Annotated in this window: 19 protein-coding genes, 1 tRNA gene, 1 pseudogene and 1 riboswitch; of the genes and pseudogenes, 17 read left to right on the top strand and 4 right to left on the bottom strand. The window is 74.4% G+C overall.

Annotation, left to right across the window (positions count from 1 at the left end; all coding sequences use genetic code 11):
* Window positions 1-219: 219 nt before the first annotated feature.
* Window positions 220-2,490, bottom strand: coding sequence for an ATP-binding cassette domain-containing protein (locus ACGFIZ_RS12050; RefSeq protein ID WP_393418429.1), 2,271 nt, complete (start codon window positions 2,488-2,490; stop codon window positions 220-222).
* Between the two features lie 811 nt (window positions 2,491-3,301).
* Between ACGFIZ_RS12050 and ACGFIZ_RS12045 the strand changes: the two genes are divergently transcribed.
* From ACGFIZ_RS12045 to ACGFIZ_RS12030, 4 genes are all read left to right on the top strand, one after another.
* Entirely contained in the window at window positions 3,302-4,600 is a 1,299-nt protein-coding gene (locus tag ACGFIZ_RS12045) for a D-alanyl-D-alanine carboxypeptidase family protein (protein ID WP_393418427.1), read from the top strand.
* Window positions 4,601-4,976: 376 nt separating this feature from the next.
* Window positions 4,977-6,971, top strand: coding sequence for an FG-GAP-like repeat-containing protein (locus ACGFIZ_RS12040; protein WP_393418425.1), 1,995 nt, complete (start codon window positions 4,977-4,979; stop codon window positions 6,969-6,971).
* 77 nt (window positions 6,972-7,048) lie between these two features.
* Window positions 7,049-7,876, top strand: a complete 828-nt coding sequence (locus ACGFIZ_RS12035) for a M15 family metallopeptidase (RefSeq protein WP_393418423.1) — start codon at window positions 7,049-7,051, stop codon at window positions 7,874-7,876.
* Window positions 7,877-7,930: 54 nt separating this feature from the next.
* Window positions 7,931-8,437, top strand: coding sequence for a DinB family protein (locus ACGFIZ_RS12030; protein ID WP_393418421.1), 507 nt, complete (start codon window positions 7,931-7,933; stop codon window positions 8,435-8,437).
* Between the two features lie 45 nt (window positions 8,438-8,482).
* Here the strand turns inward: ACGFIZ_RS12030 and ACGFIZ_RS12025 are convergent, their stop codons facing one another.
* Window positions 8,483-9,283 (bottom strand): alpha/beta hydrolase, encoded by an 801-nt coding sequence (locus ACGFIZ_RS12025; protein ID WP_393418419.1) that lies wholly within the window; start codon window positions 9,281-9,283, stop codon window positions 8,483-8,485.
* A 152-nt stretch (window positions 9,284-9,435) separates the two neighbouring features.
* Between ACGFIZ_RS12025 and ACGFIZ_RS12020 the strand changes: the two genes are divergently transcribed.
* From ACGFIZ_RS12020 to ACGFIZ_RS12010, 3 genes are all read left to right on the top strand, one after another.
* Complete coding sequence (locus ACGFIZ_RS12020) at window positions 9,436-9,828, top strand: hypothetical protein (RefSeq protein ID WP_393418417.1); 393 nt, start codon at window positions 9,436-9,438, stop codon at window positions 9,826-9,828.
* A gap of 411 nt (window positions 9,829-10,239) precedes the next feature.
* A tRNA-Gly gene (locus ACGFIZ_RS12015) sits at window positions 10,240-10,314 on the top strand.
* A gap of 31 nt (window positions 10,315-10,345) precedes the next feature.
* Window positions 10,346-11,545, top strand: a complete 1,200-nt coding sequence (locus tag ACGFIZ_RS12010; protein ID WP_393418415.1) for an RtcB family protein — start codon at window positions 10,346-10,348, stop codon at window positions 11,543-11,545.
* A 75-nt stretch (window positions 11,546-11,620) separates the two neighbouring features.
* On the opposite strand, the gene smpB is transcribed toward ACGFIZ_RS12010, so the two are convergent.
* Window positions 11,621-12,109, bottom strand: coding sequence for an SsrA-binding protein SmpB (gene smpB / locus ACGFIZ_RS12005; protein WP_393418413.1), 489 nt, complete (start codon window positions 12,107-12,109; stop codon window positions 11,621-11,623).
* A 97-nt stretch (window positions 12,110-12,206) separates the two neighbouring features.
* On the opposite strand from smpB, the gene ACGFIZ_RS12000 reads away from it, so the two are divergent.
* The 7 genes and pseudogenes from ACGFIZ_RS12000 to ACGFIZ_RS11970 all read left to right on the top strand — a co-directional run bounded on the left by ACGFIZ_RS12000 (window position 12,207) and on the right by ACGFIZ_RS11970 (window position 18,387).
* Window positions 12,207-12,752 carry an RNA 2'-phosphotransferase gene (locus tag ACGFIZ_RS12000; RefSeq protein ID WP_393418411.1) on the top strand — a complete coding sequence of 182 codons (546 nt, stop codon included), beginning with the start codon at window positions 12,207-12,209 and terminating at the stop codon, window positions 12,750-12,752.
* 104 nt (window positions 12,753-12,856) lie between these two features.
* Window positions 12,857-13,270 (top strand): type II toxin-antitoxin system Phd/YefM family antitoxin, encoded by a 414-nt coding sequence (locus tag ACGFIZ_RS11995; RefSeq protein WP_393418409.1) that lies wholly within the window; start codon window positions 12,857-12,859, stop codon window positions 13,268-13,270.
* Between the two features lie 100 nt (window positions 13,271-13,370).
* A pseudogene (locus ACGFIZ_RS11990) lies at window positions 13,371-13,805 on the top strand (hypothetical protein); the annotation flags it as partial.
* 68 nt (window positions 13,806-13,873) lie between these two features.
* Complete coding sequence (gene htpG, locus ACGFIZ_RS11985; protein WP_393418407.1) at window positions 13,874-15,787, top strand: molecular chaperone HtpG; 1,914 nt, start codon at window positions 13,874-13,876, stop codon at window positions 15,785-15,787.
* 134 nt (window positions 15,788-15,921) lie between these two features.
* The gene (locus ACGFIZ_RS11980; RefSeq protein ID WP_393418405.1) at window positions 15,922-16,272 is read left to right on the top strand and encodes a hypothetical protein; all 351 of its coding nucleotides are present in this window, start codon (window positions 15,922-15,924) and stop codon (window positions 16,270-16,272) included.
* Between the two features lie 241 nt (window positions 16,273-16,513).
* A riboswitch (cyclic di-AMP (ydaO/yuaA leader) is annotated at window positions 16,514-16,681 on the top strand.
* Window positions 16,682-16,683: 2 nt separating this feature from the next.
* Entirely contained in the window at window positions 16,684-17,322 is a 639-nt protein-coding gene (locus ACGFIZ_RS11975) for a transglycosylase family protein (protein WP_393418403.1), read from the top strand.
* Window positions 17,323-17,460: 138 nt separating this feature from the next.
* Window positions 17,461-18,387, top strand: coding sequence for a diacylglycerol/lipid kinase family protein (locus ACGFIZ_RS11970; RefSeq protein WP_393418401.1), 927 nt, complete (start codon window positions 17,461-17,463; stop codon window positions 18,385-18,387).
* A gap of 15 nt (window positions 18,388-18,402) precedes the next feature.
* On the opposite strand, the gene ACGFIZ_RS11965 is transcribed toward ACGFIZ_RS11970, so the two are convergent.
* Entirely contained in the window at window positions 18,403-20,922 is a 2,520-nt protein-coding gene (locus ACGFIZ_RS11965; RefSeq protein ID WP_393418399.1) for an AMP-binding protein, read from the bottom strand.
* Window positions 20,923-21,060: 138 nt separating this feature from the next.
* Between ACGFIZ_RS11965 and ACGFIZ_RS11960 the strand changes: the two genes are divergently transcribed.
* Genes ACGFIZ_RS11960 through ACGFIZ_RS11950 form a run of 3 tightly spaced genes read left to right on the top strand, consistent with a single transcriptional unit; the run spans window position 21,061 to window position 24,688 of the window.
* Entirely contained in the window at window positions 21,061-22,083 is a 1,023-nt protein-coding gene (locus ACGFIZ_RS11960; RefSeq protein WP_393418538.1) for an iron ABC transporter substrate-binding protein, read from the top strand.
* A 59-nt stretch (window positions 22,084-22,142) separates the two neighbouring features.
* Window positions 22,143-23,663 carry an ABC transporter permease gene (locus ACGFIZ_RS11955; RefSeq protein WP_393418536.1) on the top strand — a complete coding sequence of 507 codons (1,521 nt, stop codon included), beginning with the start codon at window positions 22,143-22,145 and terminating at the stop codon, window positions 23,661-23,663.
* Window positions 23,660-24,688, top strand: coding sequence for an ABC transporter ATP-binding protein (locus tag ACGFIZ_RS11950; protein ID WP_393418397.1), 1,029 nt, complete (start codon window positions 23,660-23,662; stop codon window positions 24,686-24,688). Before ACGFIZ_RS11955 ends, ACGFIZ_RS11950 begins: the two co-directional genes overlap by 4 nt.
* The last annotated feature ends 7 nt before the right edge of the window (window positions 24,689-24,695 follow it).

The raw sequence follows: 24,695 nt of genomic DNA, 5'->3' as shown, positions 1-24,695 counted from the left end.
CCCGGCGCCCGCCGGTGACTGCTGCCCTGATGCCCCGGCGCCCGCCGGTGACTGCTGCCCTGATGCCCCGGCGCCCGCCGGTGACTGCTGCCCTGATGCCCCGGCGCCCGCCGGTGACTGCTGCCCTGATGCCCCGGCGCCCGCCGGCGACTCCTGCCCCGACGCTGGTCGGCCTGGGCAAGGACATCGACGGGCGGGCGGTCACCGCGCCCCGGCCCGTCAGCGGGCGACGTACTCGCGCAGGTGGGTGGCGGTGAGGGTGTCTCCGCGCGCGACGAGATCGGCCGGGGTGCCGGTGAAGACCACGCGCCCACCGTCGTGGCCCGCGCCCGGACCGAGGTCGATGATCCAGTCGGCGTGCGCCATGACCGCCTGGTGGTGCTCGATGACCACGACCGTGTTGCCGGCGTCCACGAGGCGGTCCAGCAGGGCCAGCAGGTTGTCGACGTCGGCGAGGTGCAGCCCCGTCGTCGGCTCGTCCAGCACGTAGGTGTTCGCCCTCTCGCCCATGTGAATGGCCAGCTTGAGCCGCTGCCGCTCACCGCCGGACAGGGTGGTCAGCGGCTGGCCGAGGCTCAGGTAGCTCAGCCCCACGTCGGCCAGGCGGTCCAGCACCGACCGGGCCGGGCCGCTGGGGAAGAAGTCCCGGGCCTCGGTGACGGACATGGCGAGGACCTCGCTGATGTTCTTCCCGCGCAGGGTGTAGGCGAGCACCCCGGGGGTGAACCGGCGCCCCTCGCACTGCTCGCACACCGAGGCGACCCCGGCCGTCATCGCCAGGTCGGTGTAGACCAGGCCGATGCCCTTGCAGCCCGGGCACGCGCCCTCGGAGTTGGCGCTGAACAGGGCCGGCTTGACCTTGTTCGCCCTGGCGAAGGCGGCGCGGATCGGGTCGAGCAGCCCGGTGTAGGTGGCGGGGTTGCTGCGTCGGGAGCCGCGGATCGCGGACTGGTCGACCACCACCACCCCCTCGCGGCGGGGAAGCGAGCCGTGGATCAGCGAACTCTTGCCGGAGCCCGCGACACCGGTCACCACGGTCAACACGCCGAGCGGCACGTCGACGTCGACGTCGCGCAGGTTGTGCAGGTCGGCCCCGCGGATGGGCAGGTGTCCGGTGGGCCGGCGGACGTGCTCGCGCAGGCGTACCCGGTGGTCCAGGTGCCGTCCGGTGAGCGTGCCGGAGCGGCGCAGCCCGGCCACGTCGCCGACGTAGCAGACGCGCCCGCCGTCCGGGCCGGCCCCCGGGCCGAGGTCGACCACGTGGTCGGCGATCGCGATGGTCTCCGGCTTGTGCTCCACCACCAGCACCGTGTTGCCCTTGTTCCGCAGCCGCAGCAGCAGGGCGTTCATCCGGGCGATGTCGTGCGGGTGCAGGCCGACCGTCGGCTCGTCGAAGACGTACGTGACGTCGGTGAGGCTGGAGCCGAGATGGCGCACCATCTTCACCCGCTGCGCCTCGCCCCCGGAGAGGGTGGCGGACTCTCGGTCGAGGCTGAGGTAGCCCAGGCCGATCTCGACGAGCGACTCCAGCAGGTCCCGCAGGTTGCCCACCAGCGGCGCGACCGACGGGTCGTCCATGCCCCGGACGAACTCGGCCAGGTCGCTGATCTGCATCGCCGAGCATTCGGCGATGTTGCGGCCGGCGATCCGGGCGGACAGGGCGGCCTCGTTGAGCCGGGCGCCGTGGCAGTCGCCGCAGGTGGTGAAGGTGACCGCCCGCTCGACGAACGCCCGGATGTGCGGCTGCGTCGGCTCCTTGTCGCCCAGGTAGAGCCGGCGGACCTTGACCACGAGGCCCTCGTACGTGAGGTTGCCACCACCGACCCTCAGCTTCGTGACGGGTTTGTGGAGCAGGTCCTGCCACTGCTGCGGGGTGTAATCCTGCAACTTGACGTCCGGATCGAACAGGCCGGAGGTGGCGAAGACCTTCCAGTACCAGGAGTCGACCCCGAAGTTCGGTACGGTGATCGCGCCGTCGTTGAGCGACCGTTCCACGTCCACGAGCTGGTGCACGTCGAGGTCCGAGACCCGGCCGATCCCCTCGCAGGTGGGGCACATCCCCTCCGGGAGGTTGAAGCTGAACGCGCCGGCCGGGCCGACGTACGGCCGGCCCAGGCGGCTGAAGACGATGCGCAGCATGGCGTACGCGTCGGTGGCCGTGCCCACGGTCGACCGCGAGTTCGCGCCCATCCGCTCCTGGTCGACGACGATGGCGGCGCTGAGGTTGCGCAGCGAGTCGACGTCCGGTCGGGACCGGCTGGGCATGAACGACTGGAGGAACGCGCTGTAGGTCTCGTTGATCAGGCGCTGCGACTCGGCGGCGATGGTGCCGAAGACGAGCGAGGACTTCCCGGAGCCGGAGACCCCGGTGAAGACGGTGAGCCGCCGCTTGGGGATGTCGACGGAGACGGACGCGAGGTTGTTCTCCCGGGCGCCGCGTACCTCGATCATGTCGTGGCTGTCGGCGACGTGCCGTGCTGGCTGCTGCATCGGAACCCTTCACGCGATTCGAGGACAGGCGAAACCCGCCCGGTTTGTGCTGTCCAGGGCCTGGCCGCTTCAATTGTCTCATTCGCCGCCCGGTGGAGACTTTCGTTGAGCTGCCACGCCCGGCCCGGCCCGGAACGGGCGGGAAAGTCTCAAACGGAGGGGCAACCGGTACGGGGAACGTCGTGAGCGGGCGCGCGCGGCGGTTGCGGGCGGTCGACCTGGCCCGGGCGGCCGACCTGTCGGTCCAGCAGATCCGCAACTACGTCGCGTTGTGCACGGCGGAGAACATCGACGGGCTGCTGCCACGGTGTCCGTCCGGCCCGACGCCTCGACCGCCGGCACGAGCAGATCGCTGTCCACCCGCGCCAGATACGCCAACAGGTCGGCCTTCGACGACCCGTCCGCGGTGATCTCGGGCGCTCCGAACCGCATCTCCTTGGAGGTGAGGGCGCTCGCGTAGTTGCACTCGATCCGGCCGAGATGCCGGAACTGTCGCCACCGGTGGCCCACCGTCGAGGCGGGAGAGTGCCCCAGCTCCCGGTCGGTCAGCCAGCCCAGCAGCTCGAACGTGCGCCCCCGGACCGGGCGCCAGCGATCCAGGAACCGGTCCTCGGTGGATGATCCACTCCAGCCGCCATCCGTCGTGACGGGTCCGCCGCCGTCCGTGCCGCAGATTCTATGGGCGTTCGCTCACGTGCGCGCGGATCCCGGCGTACTGACCTGCCCCATGCGATCATCACCCGCGCCGGCGGCGAGAGACGGCCGCGCCGGTGTCGGCTCCCGCCGATCATGCCCGTTAGGGTGGCTGGCCATGAGGGTTCCGATGCTGGTCGCAACGGCCGCCGTCGTACTCGCCGCCGGGCCGGCCGTGCCGGCCGCCGCCGCACCCGCCCGCGCCGGCGCGGGCGCCGCCGTACCGGGGCCGGCCGCCGTCGCGCCGGGCGTGGCCGTCCCGGGTGTCCCCGGTGCCCGGGCGGCCGCCGCCACGCTGCCCTGCCCGAAGGCGAAGGCACCGAAGGTGCAGCGCTCCCCGCGGCCGACGCCGCCGCCGTCGGTGCCCGAGCACCAGGCCGTGGGCGGCGCCGCACTGGCCACCCCGGGCCTGGTCGTGCCGGCCGGCGCGCCCGCCCCGCCGGCGGTCACCGCGACCTCCTGGCTGGTCGCCGACCTCGACACCGGCGCGGTGCTCGGCGGCTGCGGCCCGCACGAGTACGCCACGCCGGCCAGCGTGCAGAAGCTGCTGCTGACCGCCACCGCGCTGCCGAGGCTGGACCCGAAGCAGGTGGTGACGGTGACCCGCGAGGATCTGAAGATCGCTCCGGGCAGCTCCGCCGTCGGCCTTGTCGAGGGCGGCCGGTACACCGTCGAGACCGTCTTCCTGGGGCTGCTGCTGCAGTCCGGCAACGAGGCGGCCAACGTGCTGGCCCGCCTCATCGGCGGCGCGGACGGGGCGGCCGCCGGGGTCCGGGCGATGAACGAGCAGGCACGGCACCTCGGTGCCCTGCAGACCCGCGCGGTGACCCCGTCGGGCCTGGACGCTCCCGGCCAGTTCACCAGCGCGTACGACCTGGCGCTGATCGCCCGGGCCTGCTTCGCGAACCCGACCTTCCGCCGGTACGCGCTCACCGAGCGGACCCAGATCCCCGCCCAGCCCGCCCTGCGGCGGAAGGGCTTCCAGATCCAGAACGAGAACCAGCTCATCTACCGCTACCCGGGCGCCCTCGGCGGCAAGACCGGCTTCACCGACTACGCCCGGCACACGTACGTCGGCGCCGCCCAGCGCGACGGCCGGCGGCTGGTGGTCACCCTGCTCGGCGCCGAGCCCCGGCCCATACGCGGCTGGGAGCAGGGGGCGGCGCTGCTGGACTGGGCCTTCTCGCTGCCGCGGGACGCCGCGGTGGGGCGGCTCGTCGAGCCGGGGGAAACGGCCGCGGACCCGGCCCCGGCGTCCGCCTCGGCCGCCGCCCGGCAGCCCCGGGCCGTGGCCGCCCACGACGTCCGCGCGGCCGGCCTGTCCGAGGCCTGGCCGCTGGTCGCCGTCGCGGTGGCCGCCGTCGCGGCGGTGGGGCTGGTGGCCCTGCTGCTCCGCCGGCGTCAGCGCCGGACCTGACGGGCCGGACGCCCCGCCGCCAGCCCCTTCTCCACCAGTGCATCCCACCTGGGTCTCGCCCGGCGTCGACATCTACGGATTTGAGGCGAGAGGGCTGCCGTCTTCAGGCGGCAGGTGAATCGCTGCCCTGATGCTGCTCTGTTAGTTACGTGCCGTTCGATCGCCGAGGCCGACCGCCGGCACTGACCGCCGGCACTGACCGCCGGGCCGTCCGCCCCCGGCCCGTCGCACCGTCCACGATGGAGCGGCGGGCCGGGGCGGACGTAACGGGCGGGCCGGGAACGGCGCTCAACGCGGGGAAGCAGCGCGCCGCCGCGCCGCCCGTGCCCGGGCCGCGGTACGGGCGGCGCGCCCGACACATGGGGGAGCGAGCGCGATGGCGGCGCTACGACGATTCCTGTTACTGAGCCTTCCGGCGCTGCTGCTGGTCGCCCTGGGCGCGGCCCCGGCGGTGGCCGCGGCGCTGCGGCCGCCCACCGGGGTGACCGCGGCCTGGGTGGGCACGGGCAAGGCCCGGGTGAGCTGGCAGTCCGCCGGCGTGCTCGTCAGCTACGACGTGCTGCGGGCCGCCGCCCCCGACGGGGCGTACAGCCTGCTGGGCACCACGAACCAGTTGGAGTGGAGCGACGACACCGTCGGGGTGGGGGTCGCCTACTCGTACGTGGTCCGCAGCCGCGCCAGCGGCAAGGTCTCCGGCAACTCCGACCCGGCGGTGCTTCCGGCCGCCCTGGCGCCCCCGGGCGACCTGCGGCACACGGCGTACCCGGACCGGGTCGAGCTGGCCTGGGCCACGGTGGCCGGGGCCACCTCGTACGAGATCCGCCGCGGCGCCCGGGACGGCTCCGGCGAGCAGCTGGTGGGCGCCACCGCCGGCTCGTCCTTCGTCGACCGGTCCGTGACCGACGCGACCGGCTACACCTACTGGATCCGGGCCACCGACGGCGTCTCCAGCGGCACGTCCCGCCCGCTGCCGGTGCTCACCGGCCAGCCGACCGTGGTCAGTCTGCGGGTCAGCCCGGGCACCACCGAGACCGGCCAGTGGGTGCTGCTCACCGCCCGGGTGACCACCGGCACCGCCGGCGTGCGGGCCTTCGGCGATGTCACCTTCTACCGCGACGAGGTCCGGTTCGGCGCCCAGTCGGTCTCCGACGGCCTCGCCGAGCGGCAGTGGGCGGCCGAGGCCGGTCACGTCAGCGTCGACTACTCCGGCGATCCCGGCCGCGGCCTGGGCTCCAGCAGCCCGGCGCCGGTGACGCACACCGTGGTGCCGCGGGTCGCCGAGCCGGCCGCGTTCGGCGGCATCCAGGTGCACGCCGCCGGCCTGGAGTCCTGGCCGACGGCCAGCGCCGTCGCTGACGTGACCGGCGACGGCCGGGCCGACGTCCTCATGACGACCCAGGTGTTCGGCACGGGCGCCCCGGCGACCGACTTCAAGCTGTGGGTCTTCGCCCAGCAGTCCGACGGCACCCTCGCCGAGCCGCAGCTGCTGGCCACCAACGGCGCCCCGGCGGCCACGATGCGCATCGCCACCGGCGACGTCGACGGCGACGGGGCGACCGACGTGGCCGTCACCACCCGCGGCGGGCTGGATGTGTTCTTCTCCGCCGGCGGAACCCTGACCGGGCCGGTGCCGGTCGCCGTCGCCGGGGGCGGCGACTCCCTCAGGGGCGACGTGCGGCTGGCCGATATGGACGGCGACTCCCGGGCGGACCTCGTGGTGGCCGGCCTCACCGGCGTCGCCGTGGTCCACGGCCGGGCCGACCGCACGTTCGGCGCCCCGACGCCGGTCGCGGCGGTGGTCAGCAAGCAGGTCGAGGTCGGCGAGGTCACCGGCGACGGCCGCCCGGACGTGATCAGCCGGGAGGGCCCGTGGAGCGTGGCCGTGTACGCGCAGACCGACACCGGCGGCTACCAGCCCGGCTGGCGTGTCGAACTGGCCGGCGACGGGTACAACGACGTCAACGGGATCGCGGTGGACGACGCCACCGGCGACGGCCTCGACGACCTGGTCGTCACCTCCGGCGGCAACCGCCCCACCTCCCGCCTGTCGGTGCACGCGCAGCAGCCGGGCGGCGGGCTCGCCGCACCGGTCGTCTACCCGCTGTACGACATCCCCGCCCAGGTGATGCTGGCGGACATGGACGGCGACGGCCGGCGCGACGTGCTGGTGCTGCACGCCGGCTGGGAGACGATCAGCCAGCTGCGGCAGCGCCCCGAGGGCTGGTTCGGCATCGACCGGTTCACCGACATCCCCGCCCCGGGCAGCCGCGACCACCGGGCCATGGCCGCCGGGGACGTGACCGGCGACGGACGCCCCGACCTCGTCGTCGCCGACTACCGCGCGGGTCTGGTCGTGATCCCGCAGCGCTGACGCCGGAGGCGGTACGTGCCGGAGCCGGGTAGGCCGGCTCCGGCGCGTACCGGGGCGAACCCTGCTACACAGGGTGGATGGGGCAGCGGCGGCGGCCGGGCCGGCCGGGGTGGTGGGCCGCCCTGGCCGTCGCCGCCGCCGTGCCGCTGGCGGCCTGCCCGGCGCCGCCCGGGCCGGCCCCCGCGCCGCCCCCGACGCCCGCCGAGTCGCGCGCGCCGGCCGGCTTCGTCGTCCTGTCCGACGTTGATCCCACGATCGTCTCCGACATCCGGTACGCCACGGCCCACAACTTCGTCGGCCGGCCGATCGCCGGGTACGCCGAGCCCCTGTGCGTGCTCACCCGGCCCGCCGCCGAGGCGCTGAGCCGGGTGCAGCGGGCCGCCCGGGCCGCCGGGCACCGGCTGAAGGTGTACGACTGCTACCGCCCCCAGCGGGCCGTGGCCGACTTCGTGACCTGGGCGGGGCAGCCCGACGAACAGCGGATGAAGGCCGAGTTCTACCCGCATGTCGCCAAGGCGAAACTGTTCGACGACGGGTACGTCGGCGCCCCCACCGCGCACAGCCGGGGCAGCACCCTGGACCTGACCCTGGTCCCCGACCCGCCGCCGTCCCAACGCCCGTACGGCCCGGGCGAGCCCCTGGTCGCCTGCACCGCGCCGCCCGGCCGGCGCTTCCCCGACAACGGCGTCGACATGGGTACGGGCTTCGACTGCTTCGACCCGCTCGCGCACACCGCCGACCCGCGGGTCACCGGCGCGGCCCGGACCAACCGGGAACTGCTGCGGCGGCTGATGACCGACGGTGGGTTCACCAACTATCCCCGCGAGTGGTGGCACTACCGCTACGATGCCGAGCCCTACCCGGACCGGTACTTCGACTTCCCCGTGGCGCGTTCCGCGCTGTGATCGCCCGTGGCGCGCTGTCATCCGGGGCCCGGCCGGTGGCTAGGGTCGCAGGTCATGACCACGCAACGCCCCGCCCCGCCCCTGATCGCCGACGAGCGCGGGATGCTGCGCGCCTTCCTCGACTTCCACCGCGCCACCCTGGCCATGAAGTGCGAGGGCCTCACCGACGAGGAACTGCGCCGCCGGTCGTCGCCGCCGTCGACGCTGAGCCTGCTCGGCCTGGTCCGGCACATGGCCGAGGTGGAGCGCGCCTGGTTCCGGCGGGCGATCAACCGGGAGGACGTGCCGCTGGTCTGGTCGGACCGCGGCGACTTCCAGGAGGCGTACGACGTCTCGTCGGCCAGCGCCGCCGAGGCGTTCGAGGCGTGGCGGCGCGAGGTCGAGCACGCCCGGCGCATCGAGCGGGAGGCCGAGTCGCTGGACGTCCTCGGTCACCAGCCCCGCTGGGGCGAGGACGTGTCGCTGCGCCTGGTCATGCTGCACATGATCCACGAGTACGCCCGGCACAACGGTCACGCCGACTTCCTCCGGGAGGCCATCGACGGCACCGTCGGCGCCTGAGCAGTTTCCGGCCGGCGGGCCCGTCCCCGCCGGCGGGTCGGCCGGTCACGCCGCGCCGGGGGCCGCCCCCTCGCGGGTACGCAGCGGCAGCCACGCCAGCACGTCGCGGATCTTCGCGTCCCAGTACGCCCAGTCGTGCCCGCCGGGGGAGAAGTCCACGGTCAGCGGCACCCCGCGCCGTCGCGCCGTCTCGACGAACCGGGTGTTGTCGTCGAACAGGAAGTCCTCGGTGCCGCAGGCGACGTACAGGGCGGGCAGGTCGTCGCCGGCGCGCTCCAGCAGCGCCATGGTGTCGTCGTCGCTGCCGGGCACCTGCCGGTCGCCGAACGCCGTGCGCCACACCGCCGGATTTACCGGGCTGGTGGGATGGTCCCGCCGCCGGGCGACGTCCAGCGCCCCGGACAGGCTGGCCGCCGCCGCGAACCGGCCAGGCGCCCGCAGCGCCCACTTCACCGCCCCGTACCCGCCCATGGACAGCCCCGCGACGAAGGTGTCCTCCCGGCGCTCGGAGAGCCGGAAGAACGACCGGCACACCTCGGGCAGTTCGGCGCTGAGGAACGTCCAGTACCGGTTGCCGTTCGCCTCGTCGGCGTAGAAACTCCGCCCGGCCTGCGGCATCACCACGGCCAGCCCCAGCGGCGCGACGTACCGCTCGATCGACGTGCGCCGGGTCCAGATCGTGTCGTCGTCGCTGAGCCCGTGCAGGAGATACAGCACGGGCGGGGCGCCGGCGGGCGCACTGGCGGCCAGCCCGATCTGGGAGCCGCCCCGCTCGGGCAGGAGCACGGTCATCGAGGTGCCCATGCCCAGCGCCTCGGAGTGGAAGTCGCACCGGATCAACGCCATGAGCGCCGATGCTACGCGGACGCCCCCGGCCCCGCCGCCGTCCCCGGCGGCCGGAGGAACTTCGGCCGGGACGTCCAAGAGGGTAGATCATCGGTTTACCAGCCTGTAACGTCCAGGCTGCTGGAGCTGTCACAGAGAAGTGGGAGTCAGTGGTGAGCGACGTGTCGACGGCGCTGGGTGTGCGCCTCTACCCCGACCTGGTCGAGCTGGGCGGGCTCGCGTCCGCGCTGGCCCTCACGGCCACCCGGCTCCAGCTCGACGCGGGCCGGATCAGCGCCCCCGAACAGGGCCGCGGCCGCTTCACCTGCGCCTGGCTGACCTCCGAGCGGGGGACGGTCACGGTCAGGCTGGGCTCCCAGGCCCGGTACTTCATGGTCGACCTGGCGACCGACGGCGGGACCAGGGCCTGCGGGGACACGATCGACCTGGACCAGGTCGTGCGGGTGGCCGCCGCGTGGCGCGACGGGACGTCCCTGGCCGACCTCACCGCCCGGTTCCGCTTCGTCGACCACGTCAGCGCCGACCCGGTCGCCGAAACGGCCTGACGGTACGTCCTCACCGGGCCCGCCGAGTGGTGGGCCCGTTCGCGGCAGCTTCCGCCGGCAGCGAGGTGGGCCCGTCGCGGCGGTTCCCGCCGGCCCCGACCCGGCGCCGGCGATATCAATTGTGGCCACCGCGGCCCTGGCCTACCGTGAACGGGCAACGCCGAACGCACGAGCCGGAGGAGGTCGCCGTGGCGCAACGCATCCGTACCCAGGCCCAGCGGCCCACGCCGCGCGGCGGTGACCGGTTGCGCGCCGGCACACCAGCCCGGGGCCGGCGGCGACCGGGGTGGCGGCGCGGATAGCGCCCCACGCCCCACGCAGCCGTCCGACCCGACCGGGGCCGGGCGGCTTTCTCGTCCACCGGCCCTCGGCGGTGGAAACCCTCACCTGGCGTCCCTCAGGGACGATCCCGCGGTTGTAGCGCAGCCTGGGCAGCGCGTCACCCCGCCACGGTGAAGATCGCCGGTTCGAATCCGGCCAACCGCTCCGCAGGAAAACCAACCAAGGAGAGACGACGATGGTATTCACCTCCCTGCCCGGCACCCGCGCGCCCGTACGGGTCTGGACCGACCCGTACGGCATCGAGCCGCAGGCGGCTCAGCAGCTGCGCAACATCGGCGCGCTGCCGTGGGTGGAGGGCGTTGCCGTCATGCCGGACGTCCACTTCGGCAAGGGCGCCACGGTCGGCTCGGTGATCGCGATGCGGCAGGCGGTCTCCCCGGCCGCCGTCGGCGTGGACATCGGCTGCGGGATGTCGGCCGTGCGCACCTCGCTCACCGCCGACGACCTGCCCGACGACCTCGCCCCGCTGCGCGCCGCGATCGAGGCGGCGATCCCGGTCGGCTTCGCCAAGCACGACGACGCGGTCGACCCGCGCCGGGTCCGGGGACTGGAGCAGCGCGGCTGGGACGACTTCTGGCGGCGCTTCGGCACCCTCGACAAGCGGGTGGCGCAGCTGGAGACGCGCGCCCAGCAGCAGCTGGGCACCCTCGGCGGGGGCAACCACTTCATCGAGGTCTGCCTGGAGCAGGGCGGCCCCGACGCCGGGCGGGTCTGGCTGATGCTGCACTCCGGGTCGCGCAACATCGGCAAGGAGTTGGCCGAGCGGCACATCGGCATCGCCCGGCGGCTGCCGCACAACGCCGACCTGCCCGACCGGGACCTCGCGGTGTTCCTCGCCGGCACGCCGGAGATGGAGGCGTACCGCCGGGACCTGTGGTGGGCCCAGGAGTACGCGCGGCGCAACCGCGCGGTGATGCTGGCCCTGCTCAGCGGCGTGGTCCGGGACCGTTTCCCGCAGGTGGGCTTCGACGAGCCGATCAGCTGCCACCACAACTACGTGGCCGAGGAGACGTACGGCGGGGTGGACGTGCTGGTCACCCGCAAGGGCGTCATCCGGGCGGGCGCCGGCGACCTGGGCATCATCCCGGGATCGATGGGCACGGGCTCGTACATCGTGCGCGGCAAGGGGAACCCGGACGCGTACTGCTCGGCGTCGCACGGGGCCGGGCGGCGGATGTCGCGCGGGCAGGCGAAGCGGACGTTCAGCACCGAGGACCTGGTGCGGCAGACGGCCGGGGTGGAGTGCCGCAAGGACGCCGGCGTGGTCGACGAGATCCCCGGCGCGTACAAGGACATCACGGAGGTGATGGCCCAGCAGGAGGACCTGGTCGAGGTGGTCGCCCACCTCAAGCAGGTGGTCTGCGTGAAGGGCTGAGCACCGGCCGGCGCCCCACCCTGGGACGCCGGCCGCGTGGCCGCCGCCCCTGGTCCGGCCCGGCGTCGGGGGTGCTCAGGGGCGCCGGGCGCGGGCGCCCTTGAGGCGGCGGCCCAGCTCCCGGGCGATCTCCCGGTTGGCGTCGCGCTCGGCGATCGCCTGGCGCTTGTCGTACGACTTGCGGCCCTTGGCCAGGCCCAGCTCGACCTTGGCCCACCCGTTGGCGAAGTACATCGACAGCGGGACGAGAGTCAACCCGCCCTCGCGCATCCGGTCCAGGATCCGGTCGATCTCGACGCGGCGCAGCAGCAGCTTGCGGGTGCGGCGGGGCTGGTGGTTGGTCCAGGTGCCGAAGCCGTACTCGGCGATGTGCAGGCCGTACAGCAGCAACTCGCCGTCGCGTTCCTGGGCGAAGGCGTCCACCAGCGAGACCCGGCCGGCGCGCAGCGACTTCACCTCCGTGCCGGCGAGCACCAGCCCCGCCTCGTACGTCTTGAGGATGCTGTAGTCGTGGCGGGCCTTCCGGTTCGACGCGACGAGGGTGCGTCCGGTCTCCCTGGGCACGATCGGCCTTTCGTGGTGGTGGCGCGTTGCCGGGGTGGGCGGCGTCCTGAAGATTAACCCGGGTGCGGTGCGGGGCCCTGGCGGCCACAATGCCGGGATGGATCAGCGAGAGATGGTCCGCCTGAGCAAGCGGATGTCCCGGGCGCTGCGCCACGAGCCGTACCGGATCGGGCTGACCCCGGACGGGGCCGGCTGGGTCCCGGTTGGCGACCTCCTCGCCGCGATGCGGATCGACCGGGCCGACCTGGACGCCGTGGTGGCCGGCAACGACAAGCAGCGCTTCGCGGTGCGGCGCGGCCCCGACGGGATCGAGCGGATCCGGGCCAACCAGGGGCACACCATCCCCGTCGACCTCGGCCTGGCCCCGCAGTCCCCACCCGACCGGCTCTACCACGGCACCGGCGCCGCGGCGCTGGACTCGATCCGGGCGACCGGCCTGAACCGGGGCGGGCGGCACCACGTGCACCTGTCGCCGGACGTCGACACCGCCTACCGGGTCGGTGCGCGCCGGGGCGGCCCGGTCGTGCTCCTCACCGTCGACGCGGCGGCGATGTCCCGCGCCGGCCACGTCTTCTACCGCAGCGCCAACGGCGTGTGGCTCACCGGCGAGGTGCCCCCCGCCTACCTCACCCCCGACGGGTAGGCGCCCGCCGAAAAACCCGACAGGCGGATCGAAAGTAGCCTGGAGGGCCACCGGCGTGGCAGGTGGGGAGGTTTCTTGTCGTACCCGGCGTCCAGCATGGACGCATGGCTGCTCCCGCACTGGCCCACGAGCCCACCCCGCCGCGTGCCCTGCCGCTGCGCGAGGCCCGCACCCGGCTGACCCAGCTCGTCGCGATGGCCGAGCTCACCGACACGGTCACGCTGGTCACCCGCGACGGCGACCCGCGCCCGATCGCCGCGATCGTGCCCGCCCCCGCCGCCCGGACGGCGGCCCAGGCCCGCGCCGACACCGACCGCCTCGCCGCGGTCACCGCCGGCTGGGCCCGCCGCCTCGACGAGCTGCACCGGCAGAGCAGCCGGCGGCACGCCGCCGAGCTGCGGGCGGTGACCGCGGCGCTCGCCGAGGTCTGGGCCGAACTCGACCGTCGGGTGACCCCCGGCAGCGACCCGGCCCTGGCCCGGCTCCGCGCCGCCCACGCCGACCTGCTGCGCGACTGATCCCGCCGCGAGCGTCGCGTTATTGCGGTTCCGCCTCGGCCCCGTCCTCCGTTAACATCGCCCGCCCGCTCGGTCCAGGGCGGGGACCGGGGAGGACACCGTGCAGGCCAGCTACCCGCCGATCGAGCCGTACGACCAGGGGATGCTCGACGTGGGCGACGACAACCATGTGTACTGGGCGGTGTCCGGCAACCCGGACGGGACTCCGGCGCTCGTCGTGCACGGCGGCCCCGGCGCCGGCTCCGGTATGGGCATCCGGCGGCTCTTCGACCCCACCCGCTACCGGATCGTGCACCGAGATCGACTGGCTGTACCGGGGCGTCGGCCGGTTCTTCCCCGAGCAGTGGCAGCGGTTCCGCGACGCGGTGCCGGAGGCCGACCGCGATGGGACCTCCTCGCCGCGTACGCGCGGCTGCTGGGGCACCCCGACGCCGAGGTGCGGCACCGGGCCGCGAACGCCTGGCTGGCGTGGGAGGACGCGGTCGTCTCGCTGGAGGCAAACGGCCGGCCGAACGCCTACAGCGACCGGCCGTCGGACGCCCGGGCAGCGACGGCTCGTATCCTGTGCGCGAAGGGTCGATTACTTCCCAGAAGGGGGTCGGTGTGAGCAACCGGATCGAGACGTTGGAGTTCCAGGCGGAGGCCCGCCAACTGCTCCAGCTGATGGTCCATTCGATCTACTCGAACAAGGATGTCTTTCTGCGCGAACTGATCTCCAACGCGTCCGACGCGTTGGACAAGCTGCGCCTGGAGTCCCTGGTCGACAAGGATCTCGCAGCCGACGTCTCCGACCTGCACGTCGAGATCGAGGTCGACCGCGACGCCCGCACGCTCACCGTCCGGGACAACGGCATCGGCATGTCCCGCGACGACGTCGTCCGGCTGATCGGCACCATCGCCAAGTCGGGCACCGCCGAGCTGCTGGCCAAGCTGCGCGAGTCCCAGGACTCGGCCGCGTCCGCCGACCTGATCGGGCAGTTCGGCGTCGGTTTCTACGCCACGTTCATGGTCGCCGACAGGGTCACGCTGCTGACCCGCCGCGCCGGGCAGAGCGAGGGCACCCGGTGGGAGTCCACCGGCGAGGGCACGTACAGCGTGGAGACCGTCGACGACGCCCCGCAGGGCACCGCCGTCACGGTGCACCTCAAGCCCGAGGACAGCGACGACCACCTGTACGACTACACGGCCGAGTGGAAGATCCGCGAGATCGTCAAGCGGTACTCGGACTTCATCGCCTGGCCGATCCGGATGACCGTCGAGCGCAAGGGCGCCGGCGACGAGGTCACCCGCGAGGTGCAGACGCTGAACTCGATGAAGGCGCTGTGGGCCCGCCCGCGCAGCGAGGTCGACGAGGCCGAGTACAAGGAGTTCTACAAGCACGTCAGCCACGACTGGGCCGACCCCCTCGAGACCATCCACATGAAGGGCGAGGGGACCTTCGAGTACGAGGCGCTGCTGTTCCTGCCGTCGCACGCCCCGGTCGACCTGTTCGCCCCGCAGGCCCGCCGCGGCGTGCAGCTCTACGTCAAGCGCGTGTTCATCATGGACGACTGCGACGCGCTGATGCCCAACTACCTGCGCTTCGTCAAGGGCGTCGTCGACGCGCACGACTTGTCGCTCAACATCTCCCGCGAGATCCTCCAGCAGGACCGCCAGATCAGGGCGGTCCGCCGCCGGCTGGTGAAGAAGATCCTCGCCACGGTCAAGGAGATGAAGACCGAGCACGCCGAGCGCTACCGCACCTTCTGGTCGGAGTTCGGCCCCGCCCTGAAGGAGGGCCTGCTCGACGACCCGGACAACACCGAGGCGATCCTCGACGTCGTCTCCGTCGCCTCCACCCACGACCCGGAGCAGCTGACCGGCCTGCGCGACTACGTCGAGCGGATGAAGGACGGCCAGAGCGACATCTACTACATGACCGGTGAGTCCCGGTCGATGATCGAGAACTCGCCGCACATGGAGGCGTTCCGAGCCAGGGGCTACGAGGTGCTGATCCTCACCGACCCGGTGGACGAGGTCTGGGTCGACCGCGTCGGCCAGTTCGACGGCAAGCCGCTGCGCTCGATCGCCAAGGGCCAGGTCGACCTGGACACCGAGGAGGAGAAGAAGGAGGCGGAGTCCGCCCGCGAGCAGCAGCGCCAGGAGTACGCCGACCTGCTGACCTGGATGACGGAGAAGCTCCGCGACAGCGTCAAGGAGGTCCGGCTCTCCACCCGGTTGACCACCTCGCCGGCCTGCGTGGTCGGGGACGCGCACGACATCACCCCGACGCTGGAGAAGATGTACCGGGCGATGGGGCACGAGGTGCCGCAGGTCAAGCGGATCCTGGAGCTGAACCCGGGGCACCCGCTGGTGGAGGGGCTGCGCACGGCCCACGAGCAGGGCGCCGAGTCCGACGCGCTCGCCGACACCGCCGAGCTGCTGTACGGCATGGCGCTGCTCGCCGAGGGCGGCGAGCTGGCCGACCCGTCCCGGTTCACCAGGATCCTGGCCGACCGGCTGGCCCGCACCCTCTAGGGCGGCGGAGGACAGGTACGAGCCGGCCGGCGCCACGAAGGCGCCGGCCGGTTCTGCCGTGCGGGCCCCTCTCACGACCGCTGATTTCGACACCGAAGGTCCACCAGGCCGGGTGTGCCTCCTGTGGCGATGAGGTGTCCTGTCCGGAGGGCCCGCCGCTGGCCGTCCGGCCGGTGGACATCCCCGCGTCGGCCGAGGACGAGCTGCGGCGCGCCCTGTCCGGCCACGCCGCGCCCACGGAGCAGGGCGTCCGCGCGGCGCTGGCCGGAATGGACCTCGACCCGCTGTTCGCGCAGCAGGTCACGGCGGCGGGCGGGGTCGTCGGAGTGGCGCTGCGCGGCAGCCAGTACGACTGCCTGCTGGCCCGCGTCGACGGTGAGCGGGTGGAGGTGTGGCGGCCGAGCCGCGTCCAGCTCGCTCCCGGGGAGTTGAGCTGCACGGCCGACGTCGCCGCGCGCGGGCTGGGCCAGCGCCCGCCGCACTGACCTGAGTGGGGGATGGCCCGCGTCGGCGATGGGCGGGATCGGACGGAACTCACGATGCGTGACCGCCCTGTGTGGGGGAGGGCCGGGTCGGAGTCGGTCCATCGGGCGCCATGCACGTCCGGCGCGGCGGCGCAAATCGACTGTGGAGCCCGTCGCCCGAGCGGGTGACGAAGGCGACAAGAGGTGGGCGGCCGTCGCGGATGGTGCCTAACGTCGGTCGGGTCCACGAACGTGGACACCACGGTCGGTAACGCCTAATCCTGCCGCCGGCCGTCGGCACCTTGTCCTCAGGGCAGGAGCGGGGGACCCAACGTTCCTCGGTGCACCGTCACCTCGGGGTGAAGCCGCCACCGGCGGCCGGGCTCCTCGGCCCGAACCCGACAGCTCACCTCGTCGGCGTGGAGGATCACCATGGCAACTGAATACCTCGCCCGCCATCGTCGGGTGACCGCTCGCCGTGCCGCCGTCGCCGCGGGCGCCGTCGCCGGGGCCGTCGCCCTGTTCGGGCCCGCCGCCCCGGCCCAGGCCGCGGTCAACTGGGACGCCATCGCCCAGTGCGAGTCCGGCGGCAACTGGCACATCAACACCGGCAACGGCTACTACGGGGGCCTGCAGTTCTCGCAGGGCACCTGGGCCGGCTACGGCGGCAGGAAGTACGCCGCACGCGCCGACCTGGCGACCCGCGGCGAGCAGATCCGCATCGCCGAGAAGGTGCTCAGGGGCCAGGGCATCGGGGCGTGGCCGACCTGCGGCAGGAAGGGCGGCTCGACCAAGACGTACCGCCCGAAGTCGGAGACGAAGGCCGCCCCGAGGAAGGAGCGGTCCTCGCGTACCGAGACGCCGGCGTCGCGGAGCAGGCGGGACACCACGAGGAGCGCCCCGGCCACCGGCGGCGGCCGGACCTACGTGGTGCGGTCGGGGGACACCCTGTCGGAGATCGCGCAGGCCAAGGGCGTCCGGGGCGGCTGGCGCGCGCTGTGGCAGAGGAACGAGCGGGTGGTGGGCGACCAGCCCGACCTGATCTTCCCCGGCCAGCGGCTCAGCCTCTGACGCACGGTCGTCGGCCGATGCGGCCCGGCGACCCGGCACACCGAAGCGCCCGGCCGGTCCTCCGGCCGGGCGCTCCCGTCCCAGGGTCCGGGGTCGGGGACGCGTGGACTCCGGGCCGGCTGGGTAACACCGGCGGGCATGAGCACCAGCACCAGGACCAGGCCCGACGAGGCCGCCCCGGGCCGCGTCGGCACCGTCGCGGTGGTCGCCCACCGGAAGAAGACCCTCGGCGGCGGCCTCGACGAGTTGCGCGCCACGCTGGCCGGCGCCGGCGTCGACGACCTGCTCTGGTACGAGGTGCCCAAGAGCCGCAAGGCGCCGAAGAAGGTCCGCAAGGCGCTCGACAGGGGCGCCGGGCTGGTCTTCGTGTGGGGCGGCGACGGCATGGTGCAGCGCTGCGCCGACGCCCTCGCCGGCACCGGGGTGCCGATGGCGATCCTGCCCGCCGGGACGGCGAACCTCTTCGCCACCAACGTGGGCGTCCCGGCCGACCTGCCTGAAGCGGTGCGGGTGGGCCTCAGCGGCCGGCGGCGCCGGCTCGACCTGGGCCGGCTCAACGGCGAGCACTTCGCGGTGATGGCCGGCGCCGGCTTCGACGGCGAGCTGATCGGCGAGGCCGACCGCCGGCTCAAGGGCCGGCTGGGCCGCCTGGCGTACGTGTGGACGGGGCTGCGGCACGTCCGCGGTGAGCTGGTCCGCACCCGGGTCCGGGTGGACGGGGCCGACTGGTTCGACGGCGAGGCGAGCTGCGTGCTGTTCGGCAACGTCGGCACGATCACCGGGGGCATTCCCGCGTTCGACGACGCCCGTCCCGACGACGGCGCGCTGGAGGTCGGGGTGGCCACGGCGGCCGGCGCGGTGGACTGGGCGCGGACGCTCGGGCGGATGGCCGCCGGCCGCTCGGACGAGTCGCCGTTCGTGCGGATCACCCGGGGCCGGAAGATCACCGTACGGTTCGCCGCGCCGCGGACGTACGAGCTGGACGGCGGGGCGCGGGCGGAGACGAAACGGCTGAAGGTCAGGGTGCGGCCCGGGGCGCTGACGGTCTGCTGCCCCGACGACTGACGGTCGGAGCCCGGCTCACCCGAGGGCCGCGGCGCGCGCCCGGGCGCGGCGTACCACCGCCGGCAGCCGCCGCGCGGCCAGCCGGGCGAGCGCCGCGCAGCCGATCCCCACGGCCAGGGACGCGACCAGCGCCGCCCACCGCGACCACGGGGCGACCAGCGGCATCACCTGCCAGTGGGTGAGGTAGACGTACAGCGAGCTGCCGGCCAGCAGCGCCGCCGCCCGGTTGACCACCCGCCGGCTCGGCAGCCGGGGCACCCAGACCAGCAGCGCGAACCCGGCCACGACCAGCGCCTCCCGCGCGGGCTGACCGAAGAACCCGGGCACCGTGAGCAGGGCGGCGGCGGTGACCACGACGCGCCGGGCGGTCGTGTCGGCGCGGGCCGCCGCCCAGCCGAGGGCGAACAGCCAGAACACCACGACGGCGGACGGGACGTGGCCGCGGTCGGCCAGCCCCGGCAGGTCGTACCGGGTGACGAGGCCGAGCGCGGCGAGGGTGAGCGGCAGCGCGAACGGCAGCCGCCGCTCCAGCCGGTCCACCGCGGGCACGGCCAGCAGCGCGACCGCGGCGAGCAGGATGTACACCAGCGCCTCGACGAACCAGAACTGCCACTCGGTGGCCCCGTCGTGCGGCCCGAGGACGCTGTTGAGCAGCAGGACGTTGGTCAGCCCGTAGTCCCCGGTGACCGCGCCGGCCGCGGCGATCCAGAGCACCGCCGGCAGCACCACCCGGGCGATCCCGCGACCGGCCGCGCGCAGCCGGTCCCGGCGGGGCGCGTCGGTCAGCTGGAACCGGGCGAAGTTGAACCCGGCGACCGCGAGCAGGAGATGGGCGCCGCCCTTGACGGTGAACAGCGGGATGTGCGACCCGACGATCGCGACGATGGCCGCCGCCCGCAGCGCCACGCTCGTCTCCAGCACGGCGGTGCGGCGGCGGGGCGCCTCCGGCGCGGGCGGGCGCAGGTCCCGGATGGCGGTGGTGTGCCAGTCGGCGGGCAGCCCGCCCAGGGCCTCCTCCAGCCGGACGGACATCTCCACGTACGACAGGGAGTCGCCGCCGAGGGAGACGAAGCTGTCGTCCGGGGTGACCTCGGTCACGTCCAGTACCCGCTCGTACAGCCGGCACAGGTCGGCCCCGGCGGCGTCCGGCGGGTCGGCGGGAAGCGCGAGCAGGGCGGTCCGGTCGGGCTTGCCGTTGCCGAGTCGGGGCAGTTCGGCCAGCATGTGCACCCGCACCGCCCGCGCCGGCAGGCCGGCCGCCGCGGCGGCGAGCCGCCGGACACGGTCGGCCTCGGCCGGGGCCTGTGCCGCCACGACCAGCTCCCGGTCGGTGCCCGCGCAGTACGCCGACACGCCGGCCGCGCGCAGCCGCTCCTCGACCCGCGCCAGGTCGACGCGCAGCCCGAAGACCTTGGCGAACCCGCCGACGCGTCCCACGATCTCCCACAGGCCGTCGGGGGCGCGGCGGGCCACGTCGCCGGTGCGCAGCTCGTCGACGGTGCGGCCGAGGGCCAGGTCGGCGGGACCGTCGGCGTAGCCGAGCATCACGTTCGGCCCGGTGTAGACCAGCTCGCCGGTGTCCGGCTCCGGCCGGTCGGGCAGGGGGCGCAGCCGGAACGAGCCGCCGGGCACCGGGACGCCGATCGCCTCCGGGCGGGTGGCCGCCAGACGCGGCGGCAGGTACGCCATCCGGGCCGTGGCCTCCGTCTGGCCGTACATGACGTACAGGTCCCAGCCGCGCCGGCGGCCGAGGGCGGCGTACCGGGTCACCCGCTCGGGGTCGAGCCGTCCGCCGGCCTGCGTGACGTAGCGCAGGTGGGGCAGGCGCATCTCGGCGAAGCCCACCCGGTCCAGCAGCTCGAAGGTGTACGGCACGCCGGCCAGGGCGGTGCCCCGGGCCGCGCGGAACAGTTCCCAGAACCGGCGGTCGGCCACGGACAGGTCGGTGAGCACGAGCGCGGCCCCGCGCAGCAGGTGGCTGTTGACCACCGACAGCCCGTAGCAGTAGTGCAGCGGCAGGGTGGTGGCGGCCCGGTCGGTGTCGCGGATGCCCAGGTAGCCGGCGATGGCCTCGGCGTTGGCCTGGAGGTTCGACCGGGACAGCCGGACGAGCTTCGGCGAGCCGGTCGAGCCGGAGGTGCTCAGCAGCAGGGCCAGGTCGGGGTGCAGCTCGTGCCGGCTGGCCGGGTGGCGCTCGTCGACCACCAGCGTCCCGCCGACGCGGCGCAGCACCACGTCCGGGTCGTACGACCGGATCAGCGCGTCGGTCGCCGCGGCGTTGTCGCCGGGCGCCAGCAGCAGGGGGTGTCCACCCGTGAGGGCGGCGAGGTAGCCGACCAGCTCGTCGAGGCGGTTGGCGCCGGCGAGCAGGACCAGCCGCCGGTGCGGGCCGAGGCGGGCGGCGAGGTCGGCGACGCGGCCGGCCAGGTCCTGGTAGCTGAGCCGGGCGTCCGCGGTGATCACGGCGGGGCGGTCGCCGTGGCCGCCCAGGGCGGCGGCGAACGGCACCGCCTCGACGGCGGGGAGCACGCGCATGGCGCACAGGTTAGGGCAGGCTCACCTCACTCGGGAAGCCCGGGTCGGACGAGTCACAGCCGGCCTGGTCGGCGGAACGGACTTGCGCGGAGTCGATAGCTAAGGTAAGCCTTACCTGTGCAGAAGCGTCTGAGTGTCATGCTGGCCGCCACCCTGGCCGGCCTCCTCTCCCTGACCGCCTGCGGTGGCGGCGACGACGGCGGCGACCCGGGCAAGCCGAACGACAAGCGGCTGACGATCTACAGTGGCCGTAGCGAGGCCCTGGTCAAGCCGGTGCTGGAGAAGTTCGAGAAGTCCTCCGGGATCAAGCTGGACGTCCGCTATGGCACCACCGCCCAGATGGCGGCCCAGCTGCTGGAGGAGGGCGACCGCAGCCCCGCCGACGCCTTCTTCGCCCAGGACGCGGGCGCGCTCGGCGCCGTCACCAAGGCCGGCCGGCTCGCCACCCTGCCGCAGGAGGTGCTGGACCGGGTACCCGCGGCGTACCGGGCCAGCGGCGGGCAGTGGGTCGGCGTCAGCGGCCGGTCCCGGGTGCTCGCCTACAACACCGACCAGGTCACCCAGGACCAGCTGCCCACGTCGGTGTTCGAGGTGACCGACCCCCGGTGGAAGGGCAGGATCGGCGTCGCCCCCACCAACGGCTCGTTCCAGGCGTTCGTCACCGCGCTGCGGGTGCAGCACGGCGACGCCAGGGCGAAGGAGTTCCTGACCGGGCTCAAGGCCAACGAGCCGCAGATCCGCGAGAACAACGTCCAGATCGTCGCCGATATCGACGCCGGCAAGATCGCGGTCGGCCTGGTCAACCACTACTACGTCTACGAGCTGGCCAAGGAGCGCGGCGGCGACCCCACGACGCTCAAGGCGCGGCTGCACTTCTTCCCCGACGGCGACACCGGCGGGCTGGTCAACGCGGCCGGCGTCGGCCTGCTCAAGCGGGCCGGCTCCGACCCGGACGCCCGCGCCCTGGTCGACTACCTGCTCGGCACCGAGGCGCAGACCTACTTCGCCACCCAGACGTTCGAGTACCCGCTGGCCGCCGGCGTCCCGGCCGCGCCCGGCCTGCCGCAGCTCGCCACGCTCGAGGCGCCGAAGATCGACCTGAACGACCTCGACACGCTCGACGCGACGGTCGCCATGATCAAGGAAACGGGGCTGGCCTGAACGGCGTCCTCGCCGGTGACCGCCGGGCCGGCACGCCGGCCCGGCGGTCACCGCGCCGTATCCTGCCCCGACCCGGCCTGACCGCCGCGTCGGCCGCCGCCGTCGCGGTCGCCCTGCTGCCCCTGGTCTACCTGGGCGTACGGGCCGGCGAGGCCGGCTGGGACCGGATCGCCGACGAGCTGTTCACCGACCGGGTCGCCGTGCTCGCCGGCCGCAGCCTCGCCCTGGCCGCCGTCGTCACCGCCGCGTGCACCGTGCTCGGCGTCGGCGCCGCGTTCCTCGTCGCCCGCACCGACCTGCCCGGCCGGCGCGCGTTCGGCGTCCTCGCGGCCCTGCCGCTGGCCGTGCCCACGTACGTCGCCGGGTTCGCCTGGATCGCCACCGTGGACGGGTTCGCCGGCTTCTGGGCGGCGGCGCTGCTGCTCACCGTCTGCTCCTACCCGTACGTCTTCCTGCCGACCGTCGCCGCGCTCACCCGCGCCGACCCCGGGCAGGAGGAGGTGTCCCGGTCACTGGGCCGCGGCCCCTGGGCCACCCTGTTCGGGGTGACCCTGCGCCAGGTCCGGCCGGCCGTCGCCGCGGGCGCGCTGCTGGTCGCCCTGTACGTGCTCGCCGACTTCGGCGCGGTCTCCCTCGTCCAGGTCGACACCTTCACCCGGGCCATCTTCACCGCGTTCAACCTCGGCTTCGACCGCACCGGCGCGCTGGTGCTCTCCACCGTCCTGGTCGTCCTCACGGTGCTGCTGATCGGCGCCGAGCTGACCACCCGCACCCGCGACGCCCGGTACGCCAGCACCACCGTCCGGCCGCCCGTGCGGCTGGCGCTGGGCCGGTGGCGGTGGCCGGCCGTGGCCGCCCTGCTCGCCGTCGACGCGCTGGCCCTCGGCGTGCCGGCCGCCGGGCTGGCCCGCTGGCTCGCCGCCGGGGTGTCCCGCCCCGGCTCCCTCGCCGAGATCGCGGCGGCCGCCGGCGGGTCGCTGTCGGCCTCGCTGGCCGGCGCGGGGTTCACCATGCTGCTGGCCCTGCCGCTGGGGCTGCTCGCCGCCCGCGCCCCCGGCCCGGTGGCCACCCTGCTGGAACGGCTCACCTACGTCGCGCACGCCCTGCCCGGCGTGGTGATCGGCCTGTCCCTGGTCTTCTTCGCCGTCAACGTCGCGTACCCGCTCTACCAGAGCCGGTGGCTGCTCGCGCTGGCGTACGCGACGCTGTTCCTGCCCCTCGCGGTCGGCGCGGTCACCTCCGCCGCCGCGCAGAGCCCGCCCGCCGTGGAGGAGGCGGCCCGATCGCTGGGCCGGGGACCGTTCGCGGTGTTCCGCACCGTCACCCTGCCGCTGACCCTGCCCGGCATCGGCGCCGGGGCGGCGCTGACGTTCCTCACCTGCATGAAGGAGCTCCCGGCCACGCTGCTGCTGCGGCCCACCGGCATGGAGACCCTGGCCACGGAGCTGTGGACGCACACCTCCACCGCCGCGTACGCCGCCGCAGCCCCGTACGCGGCCATCCTCGTCGCGCTCGCCGCCGTGCCCACCTGGCTGCTCGCGGCCCGCACCGGACTCACCGACCCCGGAGGCACCCGATGACCGAGAGCATGCTGACGGTGGCCGGCCTGGCCAAGTCGTACGGGACGGTGCCCGCCCTCGCCGGCGTCGACCTGGACGTGCGCCGCGGCGCGCTGCTGGCGGTGCTGGGCCCGTCGGGCTGCGGCAAGACCACCCTGCTGCGCTGCGTCGCCGGGTTCGAGCGGGCCGACCGGGGCGCCGTCACCGTCGCCGGCCGGGCGGTCGTCGGGGACCGCGTGCACGTCCCGGCGCACCGCCGCCGCGTCGCCGTCGTACCGCAGGAGGGCGCGCTGTTCCCGCACCTGTCCGTCGCCGACAACGTCGGCTACGGGCTGGACCGGGCGGCCCGCCGCTCCGGCCGGGTCGAGGAGGTGCTCGACCTGGTGGGCCTCGCCGGGTATGGCGCGCGGATGCCGCACCAGCTCTCCGGCGGCCAGCAGCAGCGGGTCGCGGTGGCCCGCGCGCTGGCGCCCCGGCCGCCGCTGGTGCTGCTGGACGAGCCGTTCAGCGCCCTGGACGCGAAGCTGCGCGCCGAACTGCGGGCCGACGTGCGGCAGGCGCTGCGCGCCGACGGCGCCACCGGCGTGCTGGTCACCCACGACCAGGGCGAGGCACTGTCCATGGCGGACGCCGTCGCGGTCATGGACGCCGGGGTGATCGTGCAGTGCGGGACGCCCGCCGAGGTCTACCGGGACCCGGCCGACCCGTGGGTCGCCCGGTTCGTGGGCGACGCGGTGCTGCTGCCGGCCACTGTCGACGACGACGTGGCGGTCACCCCGCTGGGCCGGCTGCCGCTGCGCGGTTCCGCCGCCGGGGGCGCGGCGACCGTCCTCGTCCGGCCGGAGCAGATCCGGCTCGCCCCGTCCGGCGGGGCGCCGGCCACGGTGGTGCGGCAGGACTTCCACGGGCACGACGCGCTGACCACGCTGCGCCTCGACGACGGCACCCTGCTGACCGCGCGGACCCTCGACGAGGGCAGCGGCCTGGCCGCGGGCGCCCAGGTCGCCGTCACGGTGCGGGGGCAGGTCCGGGCGTACGCCGGATGAGGCCTGG

The organism is Micromonospora sp. NPDC048830, assembly GCF_043198215.1.
Classification (GTDB): Bacteria; Actinomycetota; Actinomycetes; order Mycobacteriales; family Micromonosporaceae; genus Micromonospora.
Note: the sequence above shows the minus strand (reverse complement) of the source record. Positions and strands in the feature narration are given on the sequence as shown.

Coding starts and splice junctions, on each gene's coding strand:
- ACGFIZ_RS12050 (WP_393418429.1), bottom strand. CDS start 2,490: ATGCAGCAGCCAGCACGGCACGTCGCCGACAGCCACGACATGATCGAG.
- ACGFIZ_RS12045 (WP_393418427.1), top strand. CDS start 3,302: ATGAGGGTTCCGATGCTGGTCGCAACGGCCGCCGTCGTACTCGCCGCC.
- ACGFIZ_RS12040 (WP_393418425.1), top strand. CDS start 4,977: ATGGCGGCGCTACGACGATTCCTGTTACTGAGCCTTCCGGCGCTGCTG.
- ACGFIZ_RS12035 (WP_393418423.1), top strand. CDS start 7,049: ATGGGGCAGCGGCGGCGGCCGGGCCGGCCGGGGTGGTGGGCCGCCCTG.
- ACGFIZ_RS12030 (WP_393418421.1), top strand. CDS start 7,931: ATGACCACGCAACGCCCCGCCCCGCCCCTGATCGCCGACGAGCGCGGG.
- ACGFIZ_RS12025 (WP_393418419.1), bottom strand. CDS start 9,283: ATGGCGTTGATCCGGTGCGACTTCCACTCCGAGGCGCTGGGCATGGGC.
- ACGFIZ_RS12010 (WP_393418415.1), top strand. CDS start 10,346: ATGGTATTCACCTCCCTGCCCGGCACCCGCGCGCCCGTACGGGTCTGG.
- ACGFIZ_RS12000 (WP_393418411.1), top strand. CDS start 12,207: ATGGATCAGCGAGAGATGGTCCGCCTGAGCAAGCGGATGTCCCGGGCG.
- ACGFIZ_RS11995 (WP_393418409.1), top strand. CDS start 12,857: ATGGCTGCTCCCGCACTGGCCCACGAGCCCACCCCGCCGCGTGCCCTG.
- ACGFIZ_RS11975 (WP_393418403.1), top strand. CDS start 16,684: ATGGCAACTGAATACCTCGCCCGCCATCGTCGGGTGACCGCTCGCCGT.
- ACGFIZ_RS11970 (WP_393418401.1), top strand. CDS start 17,461: ATGAGCACCAGCACCAGGACCAGGCCCGACGAGGCCGCCCCGGGCCGC.
- ACGFIZ_RS11965 (WP_393418399.1), bottom strand. CDS start 20,922: ATGCGCGTGCTCCCCGCCGTCGAGGCGGTGCCGTTCGCCGCCGCCCTG.
- ACGFIZ_RS11960 (WP_393418538.1), top strand. CDS start 21,061: ATGCTGGCCGCCACCCTGGCCGGCCTCCTCTCCCTGACCGCCTGCGGT.
- ACGFIZ_RS11950 (WP_393418397.1), top strand. CDS start 23,660: ATGACCGAGAGCATGCTGACGGTGGCCGGCCTGGCCAAGTCGTACGGG.